At 73.2% G+C, this 15,960-nt stretch carries 16 protein-coding genes; 14 read left to right on the plus strand and 2 right to left on the minus strand.

The features are described 5' to 3' along the window. Window positions 1-30 precede the first annotated feature (30 nt). The 11 genes from dacB to ACA361_RS39175 all read left to right on the plus strand — a co-directional run bounded on the left by dacB (window position 31) and on the right by ACA361_RS39175 (window position 10,245). The gene (gene dacB / locus ACA361_RS39125) at window positions 31-1,437 is read left to right on the plus strand and encodes a D-alanyl-D-alanine carboxypeptidase/D-alanyl-D-alanine-endopeptidase (protein ID WP_375020194.1); all 1,407 of its coding nucleotides are present in this window, start codon (window positions 31-33) and stop codon (window positions 1,435-1,437) included. Between the two features lie 183 nt (window positions 1,438-1,620). Continuing rightward, entirely contained in the window at window positions 1,621-2,736 is a 1,116-nt protein-coding gene (locus ACA361_RS39130; RefSeq protein ID WP_375020231.1) for a zinc-dependent metalloprotease, read from the plus strand. A gap of 77 nt (window positions 2,737-2,813) precedes the next feature. Continuing rightward, window positions 2,814-3,824, plus strand: coding sequence for a tRNA lysidine(34) synthetase TilS (gene tilS, locus ACA361_RS39135; RefSeq protein WP_375020196.1), 1,011 nt, complete (start codon window positions 2,814-2,816; stop codon window positions 3,822-3,824). Window positions 3,825-3,860: 36 nt separating this feature from the next. Further along, on the plus strand, window positions 3,861-4,415 hold the full coding sequence (gene hpt / locus ACA361_RS39140) for a hypoxanthine phosphoribosyltransferase (protein ID WP_366619130.1): 555 nt from the start codon (window positions 3,861-3,863) through the stop codon (window positions 4,413-4,415). Window positions 4,416-4,797: 382 nt separating this feature from the next. Continuing rightward, window positions 4,798-6,804, plus strand: coding sequence for an ATP-dependent zinc metalloprotease FtsH (gene ftsH / locus ACA361_RS39145; protein ID WP_375020197.1), 2,007 nt, complete (start codon window positions 4,798-4,800; stop codon window positions 6,802-6,804). Window positions 6,805-6,808: 4 nt separating this feature from the next. Then, entirely contained in the window at window positions 6,809-7,444 is a 636-nt protein-coding gene (gene folE, locus ACA361_RS39150; protein ID WP_375020198.1) for a GTP cyclohydrolase I FolE, read from the plus strand. Between the two features lie 127 nt (window positions 7,445-7,571). After that, complete coding sequence (gene folP, locus ACA361_RS39155) at window positions 7,572-8,393, plus strand: dihydropteroate synthase (protein WP_375020232.1); 822 nt, start codon at window positions 7,572-7,574, stop codon at window positions 8,391-8,393. Further along, window positions 8,390-8,821: a nuclear transport factor 2 family protein gene (locus ACA361_RS39160; protein ID WP_375020199.1), complete on the plus strand. Its 432-nt coding sequence runs from the start codon at window positions 8,390-8,392 to the stop codon at window positions 8,819-8,821. Before folP ends, ACA361_RS39160 begins: the two co-directional genes overlap by 4 nt. After that, window positions 8,818-9,183, plus strand: coding sequence for a dihydroneopterin aldolase (folB, locus tag ACA361_RS39165; protein WP_375020200.1), 366 nt, complete (start codon window positions 8,818-8,820; stop codon window positions 9,181-9,183). The genes ACA361_RS39160 and folB overlap by 4 nt, the downstream gene beginning before the upstream one ends. Beyond that, on the plus strand, window positions 9,180-9,755 hold the full coding sequence (gene folK, locus ACA361_RS39170; protein WP_375020201.1) for a 2-amino-4-hydroxy-6-hydroxymethyldihydropteridine diphosphokinase: 576 nt from the start codon (window positions 9,180-9,182) through the stop codon (window positions 9,753-9,755). The genes folB and folK overlap by 4 nt, the downstream gene beginning before the upstream one ends. Before the next feature lie 16 nt (window positions 9,756-9,771). Further along, window positions 9,772-10,245, plus strand: coding sequence for a DUF3180 domain-containing protein (locus ACA361_RS39175; protein WP_375020202.1), 474 nt, complete (start codon window positions 9,772-9,774; stop codon window positions 10,243-10,245). Window positions 10,246-10,265: 20 nt separating this feature from the next. On the opposite strand, the gene ACA361_RS39180 is transcribed toward ACA361_RS39175, so the two are convergent. Then, window positions 10,266-11,414 carry an NADH-quinone oxidoreductase subunit D gene (locus ACA361_RS39180; RefSeq protein WP_375020203.1) on the minus strand — a complete coding sequence of 383 codons (1,149 nt, stop codon included), beginning with the start codon at window positions 11,412-11,414 and terminating at the stop codon, window positions 10,266-10,268. A 145-nt stretch (window positions 11,415-11,559) separates the two neighbouring features. Between ACA361_RS39180 and ACA361_RS39185 the strand changes: the two genes are divergently transcribed. The 3 genes from ACA361_RS39185 to ACA361_RS39195 are packed head-to-tail and all read left to right on the plus strand — an operon-like array spanning window position 11,560 to window position 14,934. Continuing rightward, window positions 11,560-12,159: a PH domain-containing protein gene (locus tag ACA361_RS39185; RefSeq protein ID WP_375020204.1), complete on the plus strand. Its 600-nt coding sequence runs from the start codon at window positions 11,560-11,562 to the stop codon at window positions 12,157-12,159. After that, the gene (locus ACA361_RS39190) at window positions 12,156-13,694 is read left to right on the plus strand and encodes a PH domain-containing protein (protein WP_375020205.1); all 1,539 of its coding nucleotides are present in this window, start codon (window positions 12,156-12,158) and stop codon (window positions 13,692-13,694) included. The genes ACA361_RS39185 and ACA361_RS39190 overlap by 4 nt, the downstream gene beginning before the upstream one ends. Window positions 13,695-13,722: 28 nt before the next feature. Continuing rightward, window positions 13,723-14,934 carry a cytochrome P450 gene (locus tag ACA361_RS39195; RefSeq protein ID WP_375020206.1) on the plus strand — a complete coding sequence of 404 codons (1,212 nt, stop codon included), beginning with the start codon at window positions 13,723-13,725 and terminating at the stop codon, window positions 14,932-14,934. On the opposite strand, the gene ACA361_RS39200 is transcribed toward ACA361_RS39195, so the two are convergent. Continuing rightward, window positions 14,919-15,935 (minus strand): SAM-dependent methyltransferase, encoded by a 1,017-nt coding sequence (locus tag ACA361_RS39200; RefSeq protein WP_375020207.1) that lies wholly within the window; start codon window positions 15,933-15,935, stop codon window positions 14,919-14,921. The two genes, ACA361_RS39195 and ACA361_RS39200, sit on opposite strands and share 16 nt — an antisense overlap. Window positions 15,936-15,960: the final 25 nt, after the last annotated feature.

Here is a 15,960-nt window from a genome sequence, read left to right on the forward strand (position 1 = left end):
GTGAGTGGTGAGTGGGAGAGGGGCGGTCAGGTGCCGGAACAGGCCACCCGCCTGCTGTCGATCACGCTGTCCCTCCTCATCGTCTTCACCGCCTCCGCCGGGGTGGCAGTGGCGAAACTCACACCGGCGCGCCATCTGTCGCCGCAGCCCCCGTCCGTCGCCGGGCGCGAGCCCGTCCAGGCCGCCGCGGCGGGCGGCCTCGCACCGTACGCCGCCGGCGCGCCGATGCCCGACCCCGCCACCCTGGCGGGGCGGCTGACCCCGCTGGTACGGGACGCGCGCACCCGGATCGGCGCGGTGGTGACCGACGTCGAGACGCGGCGCACGCTGTTCGCCGCGGACGCCGGCCGGCCCGCGACGCCCGCCTCCACCACCAAGCTGATCACCTCGGTGGCGGCGCTGGCCACGCTCGGTCCCGCCCACCGGATCGCCACGCGGACGGTCCGGGGCGCCGGCGGCGCCGTCGTGCTGGTCGGAGGCGGGGATCCTACCGTGACCGCGCGGCCCGCGCCCGCACCGGGGGACGGTACGGACGGTGAACGCCCGGTGTACGCCTCCCTCCCCGACCTGGCACGGCAGACCGCCGCGGCGCTGAAGGCGTCCGGGGTGCGCGAGGTCCGGGTGGACTTCGACGTGTCGGCGTACGAGGGTCCCCGTACCGCCGCGGGCTGGAAGCCCAACTACCTCCCGGACGGGGAGCTGGCGCCGCCGTCCGCGCTGACCGTGGACGAGGGCCGCGTCAGGCCGGGGGACCCGACCGTGCCGACGCGCGTCGCGAACCCGCCAGCGGCCGCGGCGGCGACGTTCGCGCGGCTGCTGGCGCGCCACGGCGTGAAGGCCGAGGCGGGACGCCGGGTCACCGCGCCGGAGGGGGTCGCGCGGCTGGGGGCCGTCCAGTCGCCCACGGCGGCCGAGCTGGTCGAGCACCTGATGACGGAGAGCGACAACGACGTGGCCGAGGCGATGGCCCGGCAGGTCGCGATCAAGATGGGCCGGCCGGCCTCGTTCGACGGCGCGTCCCGGGCGGTGACGGAGGTCCTGGCCGGGCTCGGCGTCCGGTCCGGCATCCAGGTGAACGACGGCAGCGGCCTGTCGACCGCCAACCGGATCACCCCGGCCGCGCTGGCCCAGGTGATCTCCGTGGCCGCCTCGGCGGCGCGTCCGGAGCTGCGCGCGGCGATCACCGGGATGCCGGTCGCCGGGTTCTCCGGGACGCTGAACATGCCGCGCTACACCGCCCCGTCCAGCCGGGCCGGGGCCGGGGTGGTGCGGGCGAAGACCGGGACGCTGGCCGGGGTGAGCACGCTCGCCGGGGTCGCGTACGACGCCGACGGCCGGTTGCTGGCGTTCGCGTTCATGATGGGCGACGGCGAGGGCGCGGTGGACCCCGGGCACCTCGACCGGCTGGCCGCCGCGGCCGCCTCCTGCGGCTGCTGACGCCGCATCGGGGAGTGCCTGCGGAAATATGCGATATCCGGCTGGTTCGGGCTGGTTCGGTGCCGTCTCCGCGTGTGGCGAACGCCGTACGGGAGATAACCAGAACGGTCGTTCGTTGAACGATCGAGCACGGGCGCTCCGGCGCCGGGACCCGAACGTACGGTGGAGTACATGAGCGCCTCAATGATCGACTGGAACCTGGCCGTCCAGACCGGCACCCGGCTGCTCCGGCCCGGTCCGCAGGTCGCCCAGGACGAGGCCCGCGCGGTGGTGGAGCAGCTCCGCGAGCTGTCCCGGACCGCGCAGGGGCACGTCCGCGACTTCACCGGGATGCGGTCGGCGGAGGAGGATCCGGCCCCGGCGACGATCGTCGACCGGCCCGGCTGGATCCGCGCCAACGTGGACGGCTTCCGCGTGGTGCTCGAACCGCTCATGGAGCAGATGCAGGAGCGCCGCGGCTCCGGCGGCCTGAGCGGCGGCGCGGGCGGCGTGGTGGTCCAGGCGGTCGGCTCCCGGGTGACGGGCGTGCAGGTCGGGGCGCTGCTGGCGTACATGGCGGGCCGCGTCCTCGGCCAGTACGAGCTGTTCCTGCCGCCGGACCCGTCGGGCCGCAACCCGACCGGCCGGCTCACCCTGGTGGCGCCCAACATCGTCCAGGTCGAGCAGGAGCTCGGCGTGGACGCCCGCGACTTCCGCCTGTGGGTCTGCCTGCACGAGGAGACGCACCGCACGCAGTTCACCGCGGTGCCGTGGCTGCGCGAGTACGTGCAGGACCAGATGACGCGGTTCCTGCTGGCCTCCGACCTCGACCCCGGCGCGATGCTCGACCGGATCAAGGAGGCGGCCGACGCCGTCGTGGACGCCGTCCGGGGCGGCGAGGGCAACCTGATCGACGCGATCCAGTCGCCCGAGCAGCGCGAGATCCTCGACCGCCTCACCGCCGTGATGACGCTGGTCGAGGGGCACGGCGACTACGTGATGGACGCGGTCGGCCCGGAGGTCGTCCCGTCCGTCCAGCAGATCCGCTCCCGCTTCCAGGGCCGCCGCGAGGGCGGCGGCCGGATGGACAAGACCATCCGCCGGCTCCTCGGCATCGACCTGAAGATGAAGCAGTACGCCGAGGGTTCGCGCTTCGTCCGCCGCGTCGTCGCCGAGGTCGGCATGGACGGCTTCAACAAGGTCTGGGAGTCGCCCGAGACGCTCCCCACCCACGCCGAGATCAAGGAGCCGGCGCTGTGGATCGCGCGGGTCGCCGCCACGCCCGCCATCGACGCGCCGCCCGCCGCCGGGGAGGGCTGAGCTTCCCGCGCCCCCGCCCGTACGGCAGCATGGACGCGTGATCGACGGCATGCGGCCGGCGCGGGCGGAGGAGGCCCATGGGGCCTGACCCCGCGGTGGCCCAGGTACGGAGCGCCGTCCGGCGGGTGCTGGACGGGCTGCCGCCGGGCGCCATGGTGCTCGCGGCGTGCAGCGGCGGCGCCGACTCGCTGGCCCTCGCGGGCGCGCTGGCGTTCGAGGCGCCGCGGTCGGGCCCGGACGGGCGGCCCGCCGGGGCCGTCACGATCGACCACGGACTTCAGGAGGGCTCGGACGCGCGGGCCGCGCGGGTCGTCCGGACGCTGGCCGACCTCGGACTCGACCCGGCCGGCTCGGTCGCGGTGACCGTCGGCGAGCGCGGCGGGCCGGAGAACGCGGCGCGCGAGGCCCGCTACGAGGCGCTGGACGGCGCCGCCGTACGGCTGCGGGCCGCCGCCGTGCTCCTCGGGCATACGCGGGACGACCAGGCCGAGACCGTCCTGCTGGGCCTGGCGCGCGGGTCCGGGGCGCGTTCCCTGGCCGGGATGCCGCCGTCGTTCGTGCGCAGGTCCGCCGGGGACGGGGCGGAGGTCCTTTACGCGCGGCCGCTGCTCGACCTCGGCAGGGCGACGACGCGGCGCGCGTGCGAGGCGATGGGGCTGGACCCCTGGGACGACCCCCACAACGACGACCGCGCCTACGCGCGCGTGCGCGTGCGGCACGATGCCCTGCCCGCACTGGAGAAGGCCCTCGGACCCGGGATCGCCGAGGCCCTGGCCCGTACCGGCCGGATGCTGCGCGACGACGCCGACGCGCTCGACGAGCTCGCCGCGGGCGCCCACGCGGAGGCGGCGGCCGCGCCCGGCGAGCTCGACGTCGAGCGCCTCGCGGGACTGCCGCGGGCCGTCCGCACGCGGGTGCTGCGCATGGCGGCGATCGAGGCGGGCAGCCCGCCGGGGACGCTCGCCGCGGTCCACGTCGAGGAGGTGGACCGGCTGGTCACGGCGTGGCGGGGGCAGCGGCACGTCGACCTGCCCGGGAGCGTCAGGGCGTTCCGGCGATATGGCAGGCTGCTCTTCGGCCCGGCGTGACCCGCGGGCCGCGACCGTCACAAGAGGGTGGGATTCGTGGACGAGAAGGACCTGGGCGCCGACCTGGCGAAGGTGCTGATCCCCGAGGACCGGCTGCGGGCCAAGGTGCGCGAGCTGGCCGAGCAGATCGACGCCGACTACGCCGGCAAGGACCTGCTGCTGGTGGGCGTCCTCAAGGGCGCCGTCATGATCATGGCCGATCTGGCGCGGGATCTGCACACCCCGGCCTCGATGGACTGGATGGCCGTGTCGTCGTACGGCTCGGGCACCAAGTCGTCCGGCGTGGTGCGGATCCTCAAGGACCTCGACACCGACATCCTCGACCGCCACGTGCTGATCGTCGAGGACATCATCGACTCCGGTCTCACGCTGTCCTGGCTCGTCAGCAACCTGCTCTCGCGCAAGCCCGCGTCGCTGGAGATCTGCGCGCTGCTGCGAAAGCCGGAAGCGGTCAAGACCGAGATCGAGTGCCGCTACCTGGGCTTCGACATCCCGAACGAGTTCGTCGTCGGCTACGGCCTCGACTACTCCGAGAAGTACCGGAACCTGCCGTTCGTCGGAACGCTCGCCCCGCATGTTTACGGCGGCTGACCCGGCCCCCTAGCGTGGCCGGGTGCCGTTTGGCAAGGGGCGGGAGCGTGGGAACGTGACCCCCAGGGAACAACGGGACGTACCGGATCGTTGCATGGAACGTCGGCGGGAACATCAGATGCGGGTACATCGAAGGCGAGGAGGGCCCAGCCGCCTGGCTGCGTCCGCTGTGCCCTGCGGTGTACCGTCGATATCCCGGGCTTCGTGTCGGGAGGCCATTAAGGAGGCCGTCACGGTGGACCTTTACGCATCCACGCGGGCGGCCGGGCGAGCCGGCCGCGAAGCCCGCGGAGCAAGGACCCGGTTCACAGTGGCGCGCGTCCCTCGGGACGGGCGAATCGCAAGGTCAGGAGGGACGGGCCCCGAAGGGGTAACCGGATAAATGGACGTGAAGCGCTATTTTCGCGGGCCGCTGCTGTGGATCCTGCTGTTCGGCCTCTTGGTCGCCCTCATCATGTGGGGCGTCAACCCCGGCCGTTCCTACGAGAAGACCGACACCTCCAAGGTGGTCCAGTCGATCGCCGCGGGCCAGGTGAAGTCCGCCAAGATCATTGACAAGGACCAGCGGATCGAGGTCACCCTCAAGGACGGCAAGCAGCAGCAGGCGTCCTGGGTCGACGGCCAGGGAGTCCGCCTGCAGGAGCAGCTGCAGCAGCAGGCCCAGCAGGGCAAGCTGCCCGGCGGTTACAACGTCGAGGTTCCCAAGCAGAGCGTTTTCCTGAACCTGCTGTTCAGCCTGCTGCCCATCGTCGTCATCGTGCTGATCTTCCTGTTCATCATGAACCAGATGCAGGGCGGCGGCTCGCGGGTGATGAACTTCGGCAAGTCCAAGGCCAAGCTGATCACCAAGGACACCCCCAAGACCACCTTCGCCGACGTGGCCGGGGCCGACGAGGCCCTGGAGGAGCTGGAAGAGATCAAGGACTTCCTGCAGAACCCGGCGAAGTTCCAGTCCATCGGGGCCAAGATCCCCAAGGGCGTGCTGCTGTACGGCCCGCCCGGCACCGGCAAGACGCTGCTGGCCCGCGCGGTCGCCGGCGAGGCCGGGGTGCCGTTCTACTCGATCTCCGGCTCGGACTTCGTCGAGATGTTCGTCGGCGTCGGCGCGTCCCGCGTCCGCGACCTGTTCGAGCAGGCCAAGGCCAACGCCCCCTCGATCATCTTCATCGACGAGATCGACGCCGTCGGCCGGCACCGCGGCGCCGGGCTCGGCGGCGGCCACGACGAGCGCGAGCAGACCCTCAACCAGCTGCTGGTCGAGATGGACGGCTTCGACGTCAAGGGCGGCGTGATCCTGATCGCGGCGACCAACCGTCCCGACATCCTCGACCCGGCGCTGCTGCGCCCGGGCCGGTTCGACCGGCAGGTCACCGTGGACCGTCCCGACCTGGAGGGCCGCAAGGGCATCCTGCGGGTCCACGGCCGCGGCAAGCCGTTCGCGCCGGACGTCGACCTGGACGTGATCGCCCGCCGTACCCCCGGCTTCACCGGCGCCGACCTGGCCAACGTGATCAACGAGGCGGCGCTGCTGACCGCCCGGTTCGACCAGAAGCTGATCGACATGGACACCCTGGAGGAGTCCATCGACCGCGTCATGGCCGGGCCGGAGCGCAAGACCCGGGTGATGTCGGAGAAGGAAAAGAAGATCATCGCCTACCATGAGGGCGGGCACGCCCTGGTGGCGCACGCGCTGCCGAACTCCGACCCCGTGCACAAGGTGACGATCCTGCCGCGCGGCCGCGCCCTGGGCTACACCATGACGCTGCCGATGGAGGACAAGTTCCTCACCACCCGGTCGGAGATGTCCGACCAGCTGGCGATGCTGCTGGGCGGCCGCACCGCCGAGGAGCTGGTCTTCCACGAGCCGACCACCGGCGCGGCCAACGACATCGAGAAGGCCACCTCGATCGCCCGCAACATGGTCACCGAGTACGGCATGAGCGAGCGGCTCGGCGCCCGCAAGTTCGGCACCGGCGCCGGCGAGGTCTTCCTCGGCCGCGACATGGGCCACGAGCGCGACTACTCCGAGGACATCGCGTCCGCGATCGACGACGAGGTCCGCCGCTACATCGAGTCCGCGCACGACACCGCCTGGGAGATCCTGGTCGAGTACCGGGACGTCCTGGACGACCTCGTGGTCAACCTCATGGACAAGGAGACCCTGTCCAAGGACCAGGTGCTGGAGATCTTCGCGCCGATCACCAAGCGGCCGCACCAGAACTCCTACACCGGCTACGGCAAGCGGCTCCCGTCCGACCGCCCGCCGGTGCTGACGCCCAAGGAGCTGGCCCTGATGGGCCCGCAGGACGTCACCGACCTGACCAAGAACAACGGGCAGGGGACGACCGCTCCCGAGCAGTCGCCCGACGTGTCCAAGGGCGAAAGCTGACCACGTGACCGACTCGTTCGACGGTCCGTCCGCGGGGGAGGGCGCTCGGCCCCCCCCCGCGGACGGTTCCGGTTTCGACCATGCCCGCATCGAGCGGGCGGTGCGCGAGATCCTGTTCGCCATCGGGGAGGACCCCGACCGCGACGGGCTCCGCGACACGCCGTCCCGGGTGGCCCGCGCGTACGCCGAGCAGTTCGCCGGCCTGCGGCAGATCCCCGAGGACGCCCTCAACAAGGTCTTCGAGGCCGACCACGACGAGATGGTGCTCGTAAAGGACATTGAGGTATATAGCACCTGCGAACACCACCTAGTCCCCTTCCACGGGCTGGCGCACGTCGGGTACACGCCCAACAAGAAGGGGCAGATCACCGGGCTGTCGAAGCTGGCCCGGCTGGTCGACGTGTACGCGCGGCGGCCGCAGGTGCAGGAGCGGCTCACCAGCCAGGTGGCCGACGCGGTGATGAACATCCTCGAACCGCGCGGCGTCATCGTGGTGATCGAGGCCGAGCACCTGTGCATGACCATGCGCGGCGTGCGCAAGCCCGGCGCCAAGACCGTGACCTCGGCCGTCCGCGGCGACTTCCGCGACTACGCCGAGACCCGGGCCGAGGCCATGGGCCTCATCCTGGGCCGCGGCTGATCGCGGCGGGCCGGGGCGGAGCGCCGGACGGTTGCGGGCGGGGCATAGGCTGGAGGACATGACGATCCGGCGCCCGCTCCCGCCGCAGCCCGTCCCGGGACTGCCCGCGGCCGGGCGCTGCCTGGTGATGGGCGTGGTCAACGTGACGCCCGACTCGTTCTCCGACGGGGGCGCCTGGTTCGACCGGGAGAAGGCGATCCGGCACGGGTTCGACCTGGTCGCCGAGGGCGCCGACATCGTGGACGTGGGCGGTGAGTCCACCCGTCCCGGCGCGCAGCGCGTCTCCCGCGAGGAGGAGCTGCGGCGGGTCGTCCCGGTGATCGAGGCGCTGGCGGCCGGCGGCGTGCCGGTCAGCGTCGACACCATGCGCGCCGAGGTCGCGGCGGCCGCGGTCGAGGCCGGGGCGAAGCTGGTCAACGACGTCAGCGGCGGGCTCGCCGATCCCGACATGCCGCGCGCGGTGGCGGCGGCGCGCGTCCCGTACGTGGTCATGCACTGGCGCGGGCACAGCCACGACATGCAGTCCCGTGCCGTGTACGCCGACGTCGTCCGCGAGGTGCGGGAGGAACTGCTGCGTCGCGTGGACGCCGTATTGGCCGAGGGCGTCGACCCCTCGCTGATCGTCCTGGATCCGGGGCTGGGCTTCTCCAAGAGCCCCGAGGCGGGTCACAACTGGTCGCTGCTGGCCGAACTGGACGCCCTCACGAGCACGGGCCACCCGGTCCTCGTCGGCGCGTCCCGCAAACGTTTCCTGGGCCGGCTGCTGGCCGGTCCGGACGGCGCGCCGCGCCCGTTCACCGGCAGCGACGACGCGACCGTCGCGGTCACGGCGCTCGCCGCCGCGGCCGGCGCCTGGTGCGTCCGGGTCCACCGGGTCCGGCCCAACGCCGACGCCGTACGGGTCGCGGCCGCCGTGCGCGCCGCCGCGCGCGAAGGGGCCGCCCGATGAGCAACGCCGTCGACCGCGGCCAGGTCGAGGAGGTCAACGCCGAGTTCTACGCCGCGTTCGAGGAGGGCGACTACGACCGGATGTCCGCGGTGTGGGCGGACGGGCCGTACGCCTCCGGGGTGAGCTGCGTCCATCCGGGCTGGGCGATGCTGCGCGGCCGGGACGAGGTGCTGCGCTCCTGGGCGCTGATCATGGCGAACACGGGCTACATCCAGTTCGTGCTGACCGACGTCCACACGTCCGTCTACGGAGACCAGGCCGTGGTCACGTGCAACGAGAACATTCTCACCGCCGAAGAGGGAACCGATTCGGGGTTCCTCGCCGGGGGAAGCATCGTGTCCACCAACGTGTTCGTGCGTTACGACGGTGAATGGCGGCTTTTGCTGCACCATGGGTCTCCCATCCTGAACGGCACAGAGGAAGAATGACTCTCGACCGCATAGAGCTGCGCGGGTTGCGCGCCCGGGGGCGGCACGGTGTCCTGCCCGCAGAACGTGAGCTGGGGCAGGAGTTCGTGGTGGACGTGTCGCTCGGCCTCGACACCGGTCCGGCCGCGGCCGGCGACGACCTGTCGCGTACGGTCGACTATGGATCGCTCGCGGGCCGGCTGGTCGCCGTCGTCGAGGGGGAGCCCGTCGACCTCATCGAGACCCTGGCCGACCGGCTGGCCGCGGTCTGCCTGCAAGACGCGGCGGTGATGGAGGCCGAGGTCACCGTCCACAAGCCCGGCGCCCCGGTGCCGCACCCCTTCACGGACGTGGCCGTGAGGATCAGGAGGAGTCGCCCATGACAGCGTCCGATCGCATGCCCGACCGCACCGCGACCGGTGGCCACATGCTCGTCGCCCACCGCGTCGTGTTCTCGCTCGGCAGCAACCTCGGCGATCGCCTGGACAACATCCAGGAGGCCGTGGACGCGCTGTTCGACGCGCCCGGGCTCTCCTTCGTGGCGATGTCACCGGTGTACGAGACGGCGCCGTTCGCGCCCCCCGGCCAGGAGATCCCGGAGCAGGGCGACTTCCTCAACATCGTGCTGGTGGCCGACACCCGGCTGCCACCGGAGAACCTGCTGGAGCGGGTCCTCAACATCGAGAACTCGATGCAGCGCGTCCGCGAGGTCCGCTGGGGGCCGCGCACGCTGGACATCGACATCGTGGTGTTCGGCAACGTGACCTCCGACGACCCCGACCTGACGCTGCCGCATCCGCGCGCGCACGAGCGCGCGTTCGTGCTGGTGCCGTGGGCCGACATCGAGCCGGACGTGCTGCTGGCCGGGCACGGCCGGGTGGGCGACCTGGCCGCGGCCGTGGCCGCCCCCGAGCTCCGCCGGCGCGACGACCTGAGCCTCCAGCCGCCCCAGTGAGCGGGCCGGAAGATTCATGAGGGCTACCCGACCGGCGTTCCTGCTCGCTCTGGTGGTCGTCGCGGCGGCGATCACCTGGGCGGTGCTGGACACCGCCTACGTCTCGCTGCCGCCGCTGCCGTGGACGGCCGTGCCGACGCTGCTGCTGCTGGCCCTGGGTGAGGGCTTCAGCGGCTGGAACGTGCTGCGCCGCCTCCGCCGCAAGCCCGGCACCCGCCCGGTGGAGCCGATGGTGGTGGCGCGGATGGCGGCGCTGGCCAAGGCGAGCGCGCACGCGGCCGCGGTGCTCGGCGGCGTGTTCGGCGGGTTCGCGCTGGCGCTGGCCGACTCGCTCGACAAGCAGACGCCGCGCGAGGACTTCGTCGTGAGCGTCGGCACGTTCCTGTCGGCGATGGTGCTGGTCGGCGCGGCGTTCTTCCTGGAGTACGCGTGCCGCGTCCCCAAGGACCCGGAGGACGAGGCGCGCGACCGCGGCCGCTCCCGCGCCTGACCGGTGCGGCCCGGCCGCCGCTACTTGTCGATGTCGCCGACGACGAAGAACATCGAGCCCAGGATGGCGATCATGTCGGCGACGAGGTTGCCGGGCAGCAGCTCCGACAGCACCTGGACGTTGTTGTACGAGGCGGAGCGCAGCTTCAGCCGCCACGGCGTCTTCTCGCCCCGCGAGACGAGGTAGTAGCCGTTGATGCCGAGCGGGTTCTCCGTCCAGGCATAGGTGTGCCCCTCGGGGACCTTGAGGACCTTCGGCAGCCGCTGGTTGATCGGCCCGGCGGGCAGCTCGGCGAGCCGGTCCAGGCAGGCGTCGGCGAGGTCGAGCGAGGCGTGCACCTGGTCGAGGAGGCATTCGAAGCGGGCCAGGCAGTCGCCCTCCGTGCGGGTCACCACCCGCGTCTCCAGCTCGCCGTACGCCAGGTACGGCTCGTCGCGGCGCAGGTCGAAGTCCACGCCGGAGGCCCGCGCGATCGGGCCGGAGACGCCGTACTGGAGGATCTGGTCGCGGGTGAGGACGCCGACGCCGCGGGTGCGGGCGCGGAAGATCTCGTTCCCCATGATCAGGTCGTCGATGTCGGCCATCCCGGCGCGGACGCCCGCGACGGCGGCCCGGACCCGGTCGCGCCAGCCGGCCGGGAGCTCCTCCTTGAGCCCGCCGACGCGGTTGAACATGTAGTGCATCCGGCCGCCGGAGATCTCCTCCATCACCCGCTGGAGCGTCTCCCGTTCCCGGAACGAGTAGAAGATCGGCGTCATCGCGCCCACTTCGAGGGGGTACGAGCCGAGGAACATCAGGTGGTTGAGCACCCGGTTCAGCTCGGCCAGCAGCGTGCGCGTCCAGACGGCGCGGGGCGGGACCTCCATGCCCAGCATCCGCTCGACGGCCAGCACCACGCCCAGCTCGTTGGAGAACGCCGACAGCCAGTCGTGCCGGTTGGCGAGCACGATGATCTGCCGGAAGTCGCGCACCTCGAACAGCTTCTCGGCGCCGCGGTGCATGTAGCCGATGATCGGCTCGGCCGCCTTGATGCGCTCGCCGTCCAGGGCCAGCCGCAGCCGCAGCACGCCGTGCGTGGACGGGTGCTGCGGGCCGATGTTGAGGATCATGTCCTCGGTGGCCAGCTCGCCGGCGCCGGCGCCGACCCCGACGATCCGTTCGGTGGTCATGGCCGTGCCCCCTCCCGCTCCGCCGGGTACCAACGCGTCACGCGTCATATCGTGCCATGCTCAAGGCTCGCGGTACCGGGTCCGTTTCCTGTTGACTGGTCCGGTAATCGGAATCAACCGACCGACCGACCACCGCCGGAGTGAGATGAACCCGGGCCACGAGCAGCCGCCGCCGCAGGCGCCGGCGCAGCCGCCCGCGCAGCCGGGCGCGGCAGTCCCCGTACACGCGGCGGGCGCCCAGCAGGGCTACCCGGCCGACCACGCCTTCGCGCCCGGAGGGGGCCTGGCCTGGGCTCCCGTCTCCCGACGCTTCACCTGGCACCGCGGCGTGTCCAGCCTGCTCACGGCGGTGCCCGTGGGGCTGATCGGGGCGCTGGTGGTGTTCCGCGGCGGCGGGGCCGTCGCGATGGTGCTGTGGGCGGCCGTGGTCCTGCTGGCGGTCGTGCTCGCGTGGATCGTGGCCGAGCTGACGTACCGCTCGTACGGGTACGCCGAGCGCGGCGACGACCTCATCGTCACCCAGGGCGTGTTCGTCAAGCGGCTGATCGTCGTCCCGTACGGGCGGATGCAGTTCGTGGACGTGACCGCGGGCCTGCTGGAGCGGTGGATGGGCATCGCGACCGTGCGGATGCACACCGCGGCCGCGGCCACCGACGCCCGGATCCCCGGGCTGCCCGCCGCCGAGGCCGCGCAGCTCCGCGACCGGCTGGCGCGGAAGGGCGAGGAACGGAGCATGGGCCTGTGAGCGGCCCGTACGGCCCGCCCCCGCCGCAGGGGCCGCGCCCGCCGTACGGCCCGCGCCCGGGCCCGCCGCCGGGACGGCCGCCGTACGGCCCGCCGCCCCCGCACCCCGGGTACGGCCCGGGGCCGCAGCGCCCGTACGCGCAGCCGGGCTACGTGCAGCCGGGGCACGTGCAGCCGGGTTACGTGCAGCCGCCGGGCGGCTACCGGCCCGTGCCGCCGCCGGTGCGGTTCTCGGAGGGCACGCACCGGCTGCACTGGGCGACCGCGCCGCTGCGCGCCCTCCTCATCCTGGTCATCTACTTCGTGCTGCTGGGCTTCCCGCTGCTGCTGACGCAGACCGACCAGGGCGTGGCGCTGGTGCTGTCGCCCGAGGTGCTGGTCAGGTTCACGGTCGTGACCGCGGTGGTCGGCGTGATCGCGGTGGGCGCGGGCCTGTGGGGCTGGCTGGCGCTGCGCTTCCGGGTGGACGGCGACGACCTGGTCGTGGAGTCCGGCCTGCTGCGCAAGCGCAAGCGGCGGATCCCGCTGTCGCGAGTTCAGGCGATCGACCTGGTCCGGCCGCTGGTGACGCGGATGTTCGCGCTGGCCGAGGTACGGGTGGAGCTGGCGGGCGGCGAGGCCAGCGGGATCGTGCTGCGCTACCTGGGCCGGCACACGGCCCAGCAGCTGCGCGCCGAGCTGCTCGCCCTGGCGGCCGGGCTCCCGGGCCACACCCCCGAGGCGCCCGAGCGGCCGCTGTGGAGGGTGCCGTTCGGGCCGCTGCTCGGCTCGCTGGTGCTCAAGCTGCCCGTGATCGGTACCGCGGTGGCTTTCCTGGCGTCGCTGTTCTTCCTGCTCGTGTTCGCCGAGGGCGGGATGCTGGTGGTGCTGATCCTGCTGCTGCTCGGGCTGATCCGGGCGGTGATCGCGCCGATGGTCATGTACGTCAACCACTCGGTCGCGATGTCGCCGGACGGCGTGCGGCTGCGGTACGGCCTGCTGGAGACCCGGATGCAGACCCTGCCGCCCGGCCGGGTGCAGGCGATCGGGATCGTCGAGCCGCTGCTGTGGCGGCCGTTCGGCTGGGCCCGCCTGGACGTGACCGTCGCCGGGTACGCGGGCGAGCGGCAGGCGCTGTCGTCGGTGCTGCTGCCGCTGGCGCCGCGCCCGGTGGCCGTCCACCTGATCTCGCAGATCTTCCCGGGCGCGAACGTGGACGCGGTGCCGCTGCTGCCCGCGTCGGGCCGTTCGGTGGCGCTGGAACGGGCGGACGGCGCGGGCACCGACGCCCAGATCTTCGTGACCCGGCGCGGCTGGCTCTGCCGCCGTACGGACGTGATCGCGCACGCCCGCGCGCAGAGCGTCCGGATGACGGTGAACCCGCTCCAGCGGATGCTGCGGCTGGCGACCGTCCGGGTGGACGCCCCGCCCGGCCCGGTGCAGGTGGCGGCGGCCGACCGGGAACTGGGCGAGGCCCGCGCGATCGTCGAGTCCACGGCGTACCGCGCGTTGGCGGCCCGCCGGACCACGAAGGAACCGGGCCGCTGGGCGAGGTAGCCGCCCGGGCTGGGCATATTGTCCGGGTATGAGCGATCTCGGCTATGACCCCTGGTCCGCGGACTTCGTCGCGGACCCCTATCCCGCGCTCGCGGCGCTGCGCGCCGAGCGCCCGGTGTTCTTCCACGAACCGACCGGGCAGTGGGTGGTCTCGCGGTACGCGGACGTGAACGCGCTGCTGCGCGACCGCCGGCTGGGCCGGTCGTATTTGCACGTGGCGACGCACGAGGAGTTCGGCCGGGAGCCTGAGGCGGCGTTCCTGGCGCCGTTCTGGGACCTGGTCAGGGCCGGGATGCTGGACGTGGAGCCGCCCGCGCACACCCGGCTGCGGCGGCTGGTGTCCAAGGCGTTCACGGCCCGGATGGTGGAGGGGCTGCGGCCGATGATCCGCGGTCTGGCTCGGGAACTGGCCGGGGAGCTGGCGGCCAAGGGCGGCGGCGACCTGCTGGCCGAGGTGGCCGAGCCGCTGCCGGTGAACGTGATCGCCGAGATGCTGGGCGTGCCGCGGGAGGACCGGCCGCTGCTGCGCCCCTGGTCGGCCGGCATCTGCGGGATGTACGAGCTGAACCCGCCCGAGGAGGCGCAGCGCACGGCCGTCCGCGCGGCCGTCGAGTTCTCCGATTACCTGCGCGGGCTGGCACGTTCCAGGCGGGCCGAGCCCCGCGACGACCTGATCAGCGCGCTGGCGCAGGTGGTGGACGAGGGCGGCGACCGGCTGACCGAGGACGAGCTGATCGGGACCTGCGTGCTGCTGCTGAACGCCGGGCACGAGGCGACCGTCAACGCCACCGGCAACGGCTGGTGGTCGCTGTTCCGCAACCCGGGCGAGCTGGAGCGCCTGCGGGACGACCACTCACTGGTGCCGTCGGCGGCCGAGGAGCTGATGCGGTACGACACCCCGGCGCCGATGTTCGAGCGCTGGGTGCTGGAGGACATCGAGGTCGGCGGCGTCGCGATCCCGCGCGGCGCCGAGATCGCGCTCCAGTTCGCGTCCGCGAACCGCGACCCGGAGGTCTTCGCCGGCCCGGACCGGCTAGACCTGGGCCGCGACCCGAACCCGCACATCACGTTCGGGCTGGGGATCCACTACTGCCTGGGCGCGCCGCTCGCCCGGATCGAGCTGGCCGAGTCGTACGGCGCGCTGCTGCGCCTGGCCCCCGCCATGCGCCTGGCCCGGGAGCCGGAGTGGAAGCCCGGGTTCGTGCTGCGCGGCCTCAAGGCGCTTCACGTCGAGATCTGAACGCCCGCCAGGGACGCCGGCAGCGGCACGTCCACGGCCTGGACGAGCCAGCCGAACCCGCCCAGCCCGGCCGGGTCGATCAGCTCGGCGTCCGCGCCGGCGGCGCACAGCGCGGCGACGTAGCCGCGCGGGTCCCGGTGGGCCAGCGCCGCCGGCGGCCGCTCGCCGGTGAGGCCGAGCGCCCGCAGCGCCGCCCGCTGGGTGGTGAACAGCGACGCGGTCGCCCCGGCCTGCTCGCCGGCCCGCGTGCAGGCGTCCAGCGCCACGTGCGCGGTCACGTCGCACGAGCCGTCCGGTACGGGGGGCACCGTCGCCCCGTCCCGGTAGCCGGTCAGCGTGCCGTACACGGGGCGGGCGGTGCGGCTGTGGGAGTAGTCCATGGCGACCGCGACGCCGCGGCGGAGGCGGCGGATCACCGCGGTCCAGGCGTTGCAGCGGGGATGGCCGACCTCGGCGCGGTCGCCGGGCTCGCGCAGCGGCCACCAGCGCTCCAGCCAGTCGGCGTCCTCCCCGGACGGCGGCGGGCCGGGCCGCTCGGCGCCGGTGGCGGGGTCGACCAGGACGGTACGGGGCCCGTCCGGCGTCTGCTCGACCACGTCCAGCGGGACGTTGTCGAGCCACTCGTTCGCGATGACCAGGCCGGTGACGTCCCCGGGGAGGGTGTCCCGCCAGCGGATCCGGTCCGGGAGCCCGGCGGGCGGCGGCGCGACCTCCACGGCGGTCAGCGCGAGCCGTCCGGCCAGGCCGGGCGGGACGTTCGCGGTGATGGCGGTGAGCAGCCCGCCGCCGCCCGCGCCGACGTCCACGAGGTCGAGCCGGGGCGGGTGGCCGAGCTCCGCGTCCACCTCGGTGAGCAGCCGGGCCAGCGCGGCGGCGAACCCGGGGGAGGCGTGCACGGAGGTGCGGAAGTGCTCGGCGGGACGCTCGCCGCGCCGGTAGAAGCCGTCCGGACCGTACAGGGCCCGCTCCATCGCGGTCCGCCATGTCACCCACGCCGCCACCCCTGCGACGTTACCGCGCCCGGGA

Origin of the sequence: Actinomadura sp. 21ATH, assembly GCF_041951345.1 — a bacterium.
Lineage (GTDB): Bacteria > Actinomycetota > Actinomycetes > Streptosporangiales > Streptosporangiaceae > Spirillospora.

Bases quoted from the DNA above. Each gene is read 5' to 3' on its own strand.
- ACA361_RS39130 (WP_375020231.1), top strand. From the start codon at position 1,621: ATGATCGACTGGAACCTGGCCGTCCAGACCGGCACCCGGCTGCTCCGG.
- tilS (WP_375020196.1), top strand. From the start codon at position 2,814: ATGGGGCCTGACCCCGCGGTGGCCCAGGTACGGAGCGCCGTCCGGCGG.
- ftsH (WP_375020197.1), top strand. From the start codon at position 4,798: ATGGACGTGAAGCGCTATTTTCGCGGGCCGCTGCTGTGGATCCTGCTG.
- folP (WP_375020232.1), top strand. From the start codon at position 7,572: ATGGGCGTGGTCAACGTGACGCCCGACTCGTTCTCCGACGGGGGCGCC.
- ACA361_RS39160 (WP_375020199.1), top strand. From the start codon at position 8,390: ATGAGCAACGCCGTCGACCGCGGCCAGGTCGAGGAGGTCAACGCCGAG.
- folB (WP_375020200.1), top strand. From the start codon at position 8,818: ATGACTCTCGACCGCATAGAGCTGCGCGGGTTGCGCGCCCGGGGGCGG.
- folK (WP_375020201.1), top strand. From the start codon at position 9,180: ATGACAGCGTCCGATCGCATGCCCGACCGCACCGCGACCGGTGGCCAC.
- ACA361_RS39175 (WP_375020202.1), top strand. From the start codon at position 9,772: ATGAGGGCTACCCGACCGGCGTTCCTGCTCGCTCTGGTGGTCGTCGCG.
- ACA361_RS39180 (WP_375020203.1), bottom strand. From the start codon at position 11,414: ATGACCACCGAACGGATCGTCGGGGTCGGCGCCGGCGCCGGCGAGCTG.
- ACA361_RS39185 (WP_375020204.1), top strand. From the start codon at position 11,560: ATGAACCCGGGCCACGAGCAGCCGCCGCCGCAGGCGCCGGCGCAGCCG.
- ACA361_RS39195 (WP_375020206.1), top strand. From the start codon at position 13,723: ATGAGCGATCTCGGCTATGACCCCTGGTCCGCGGACTTCGTCGCGGAC.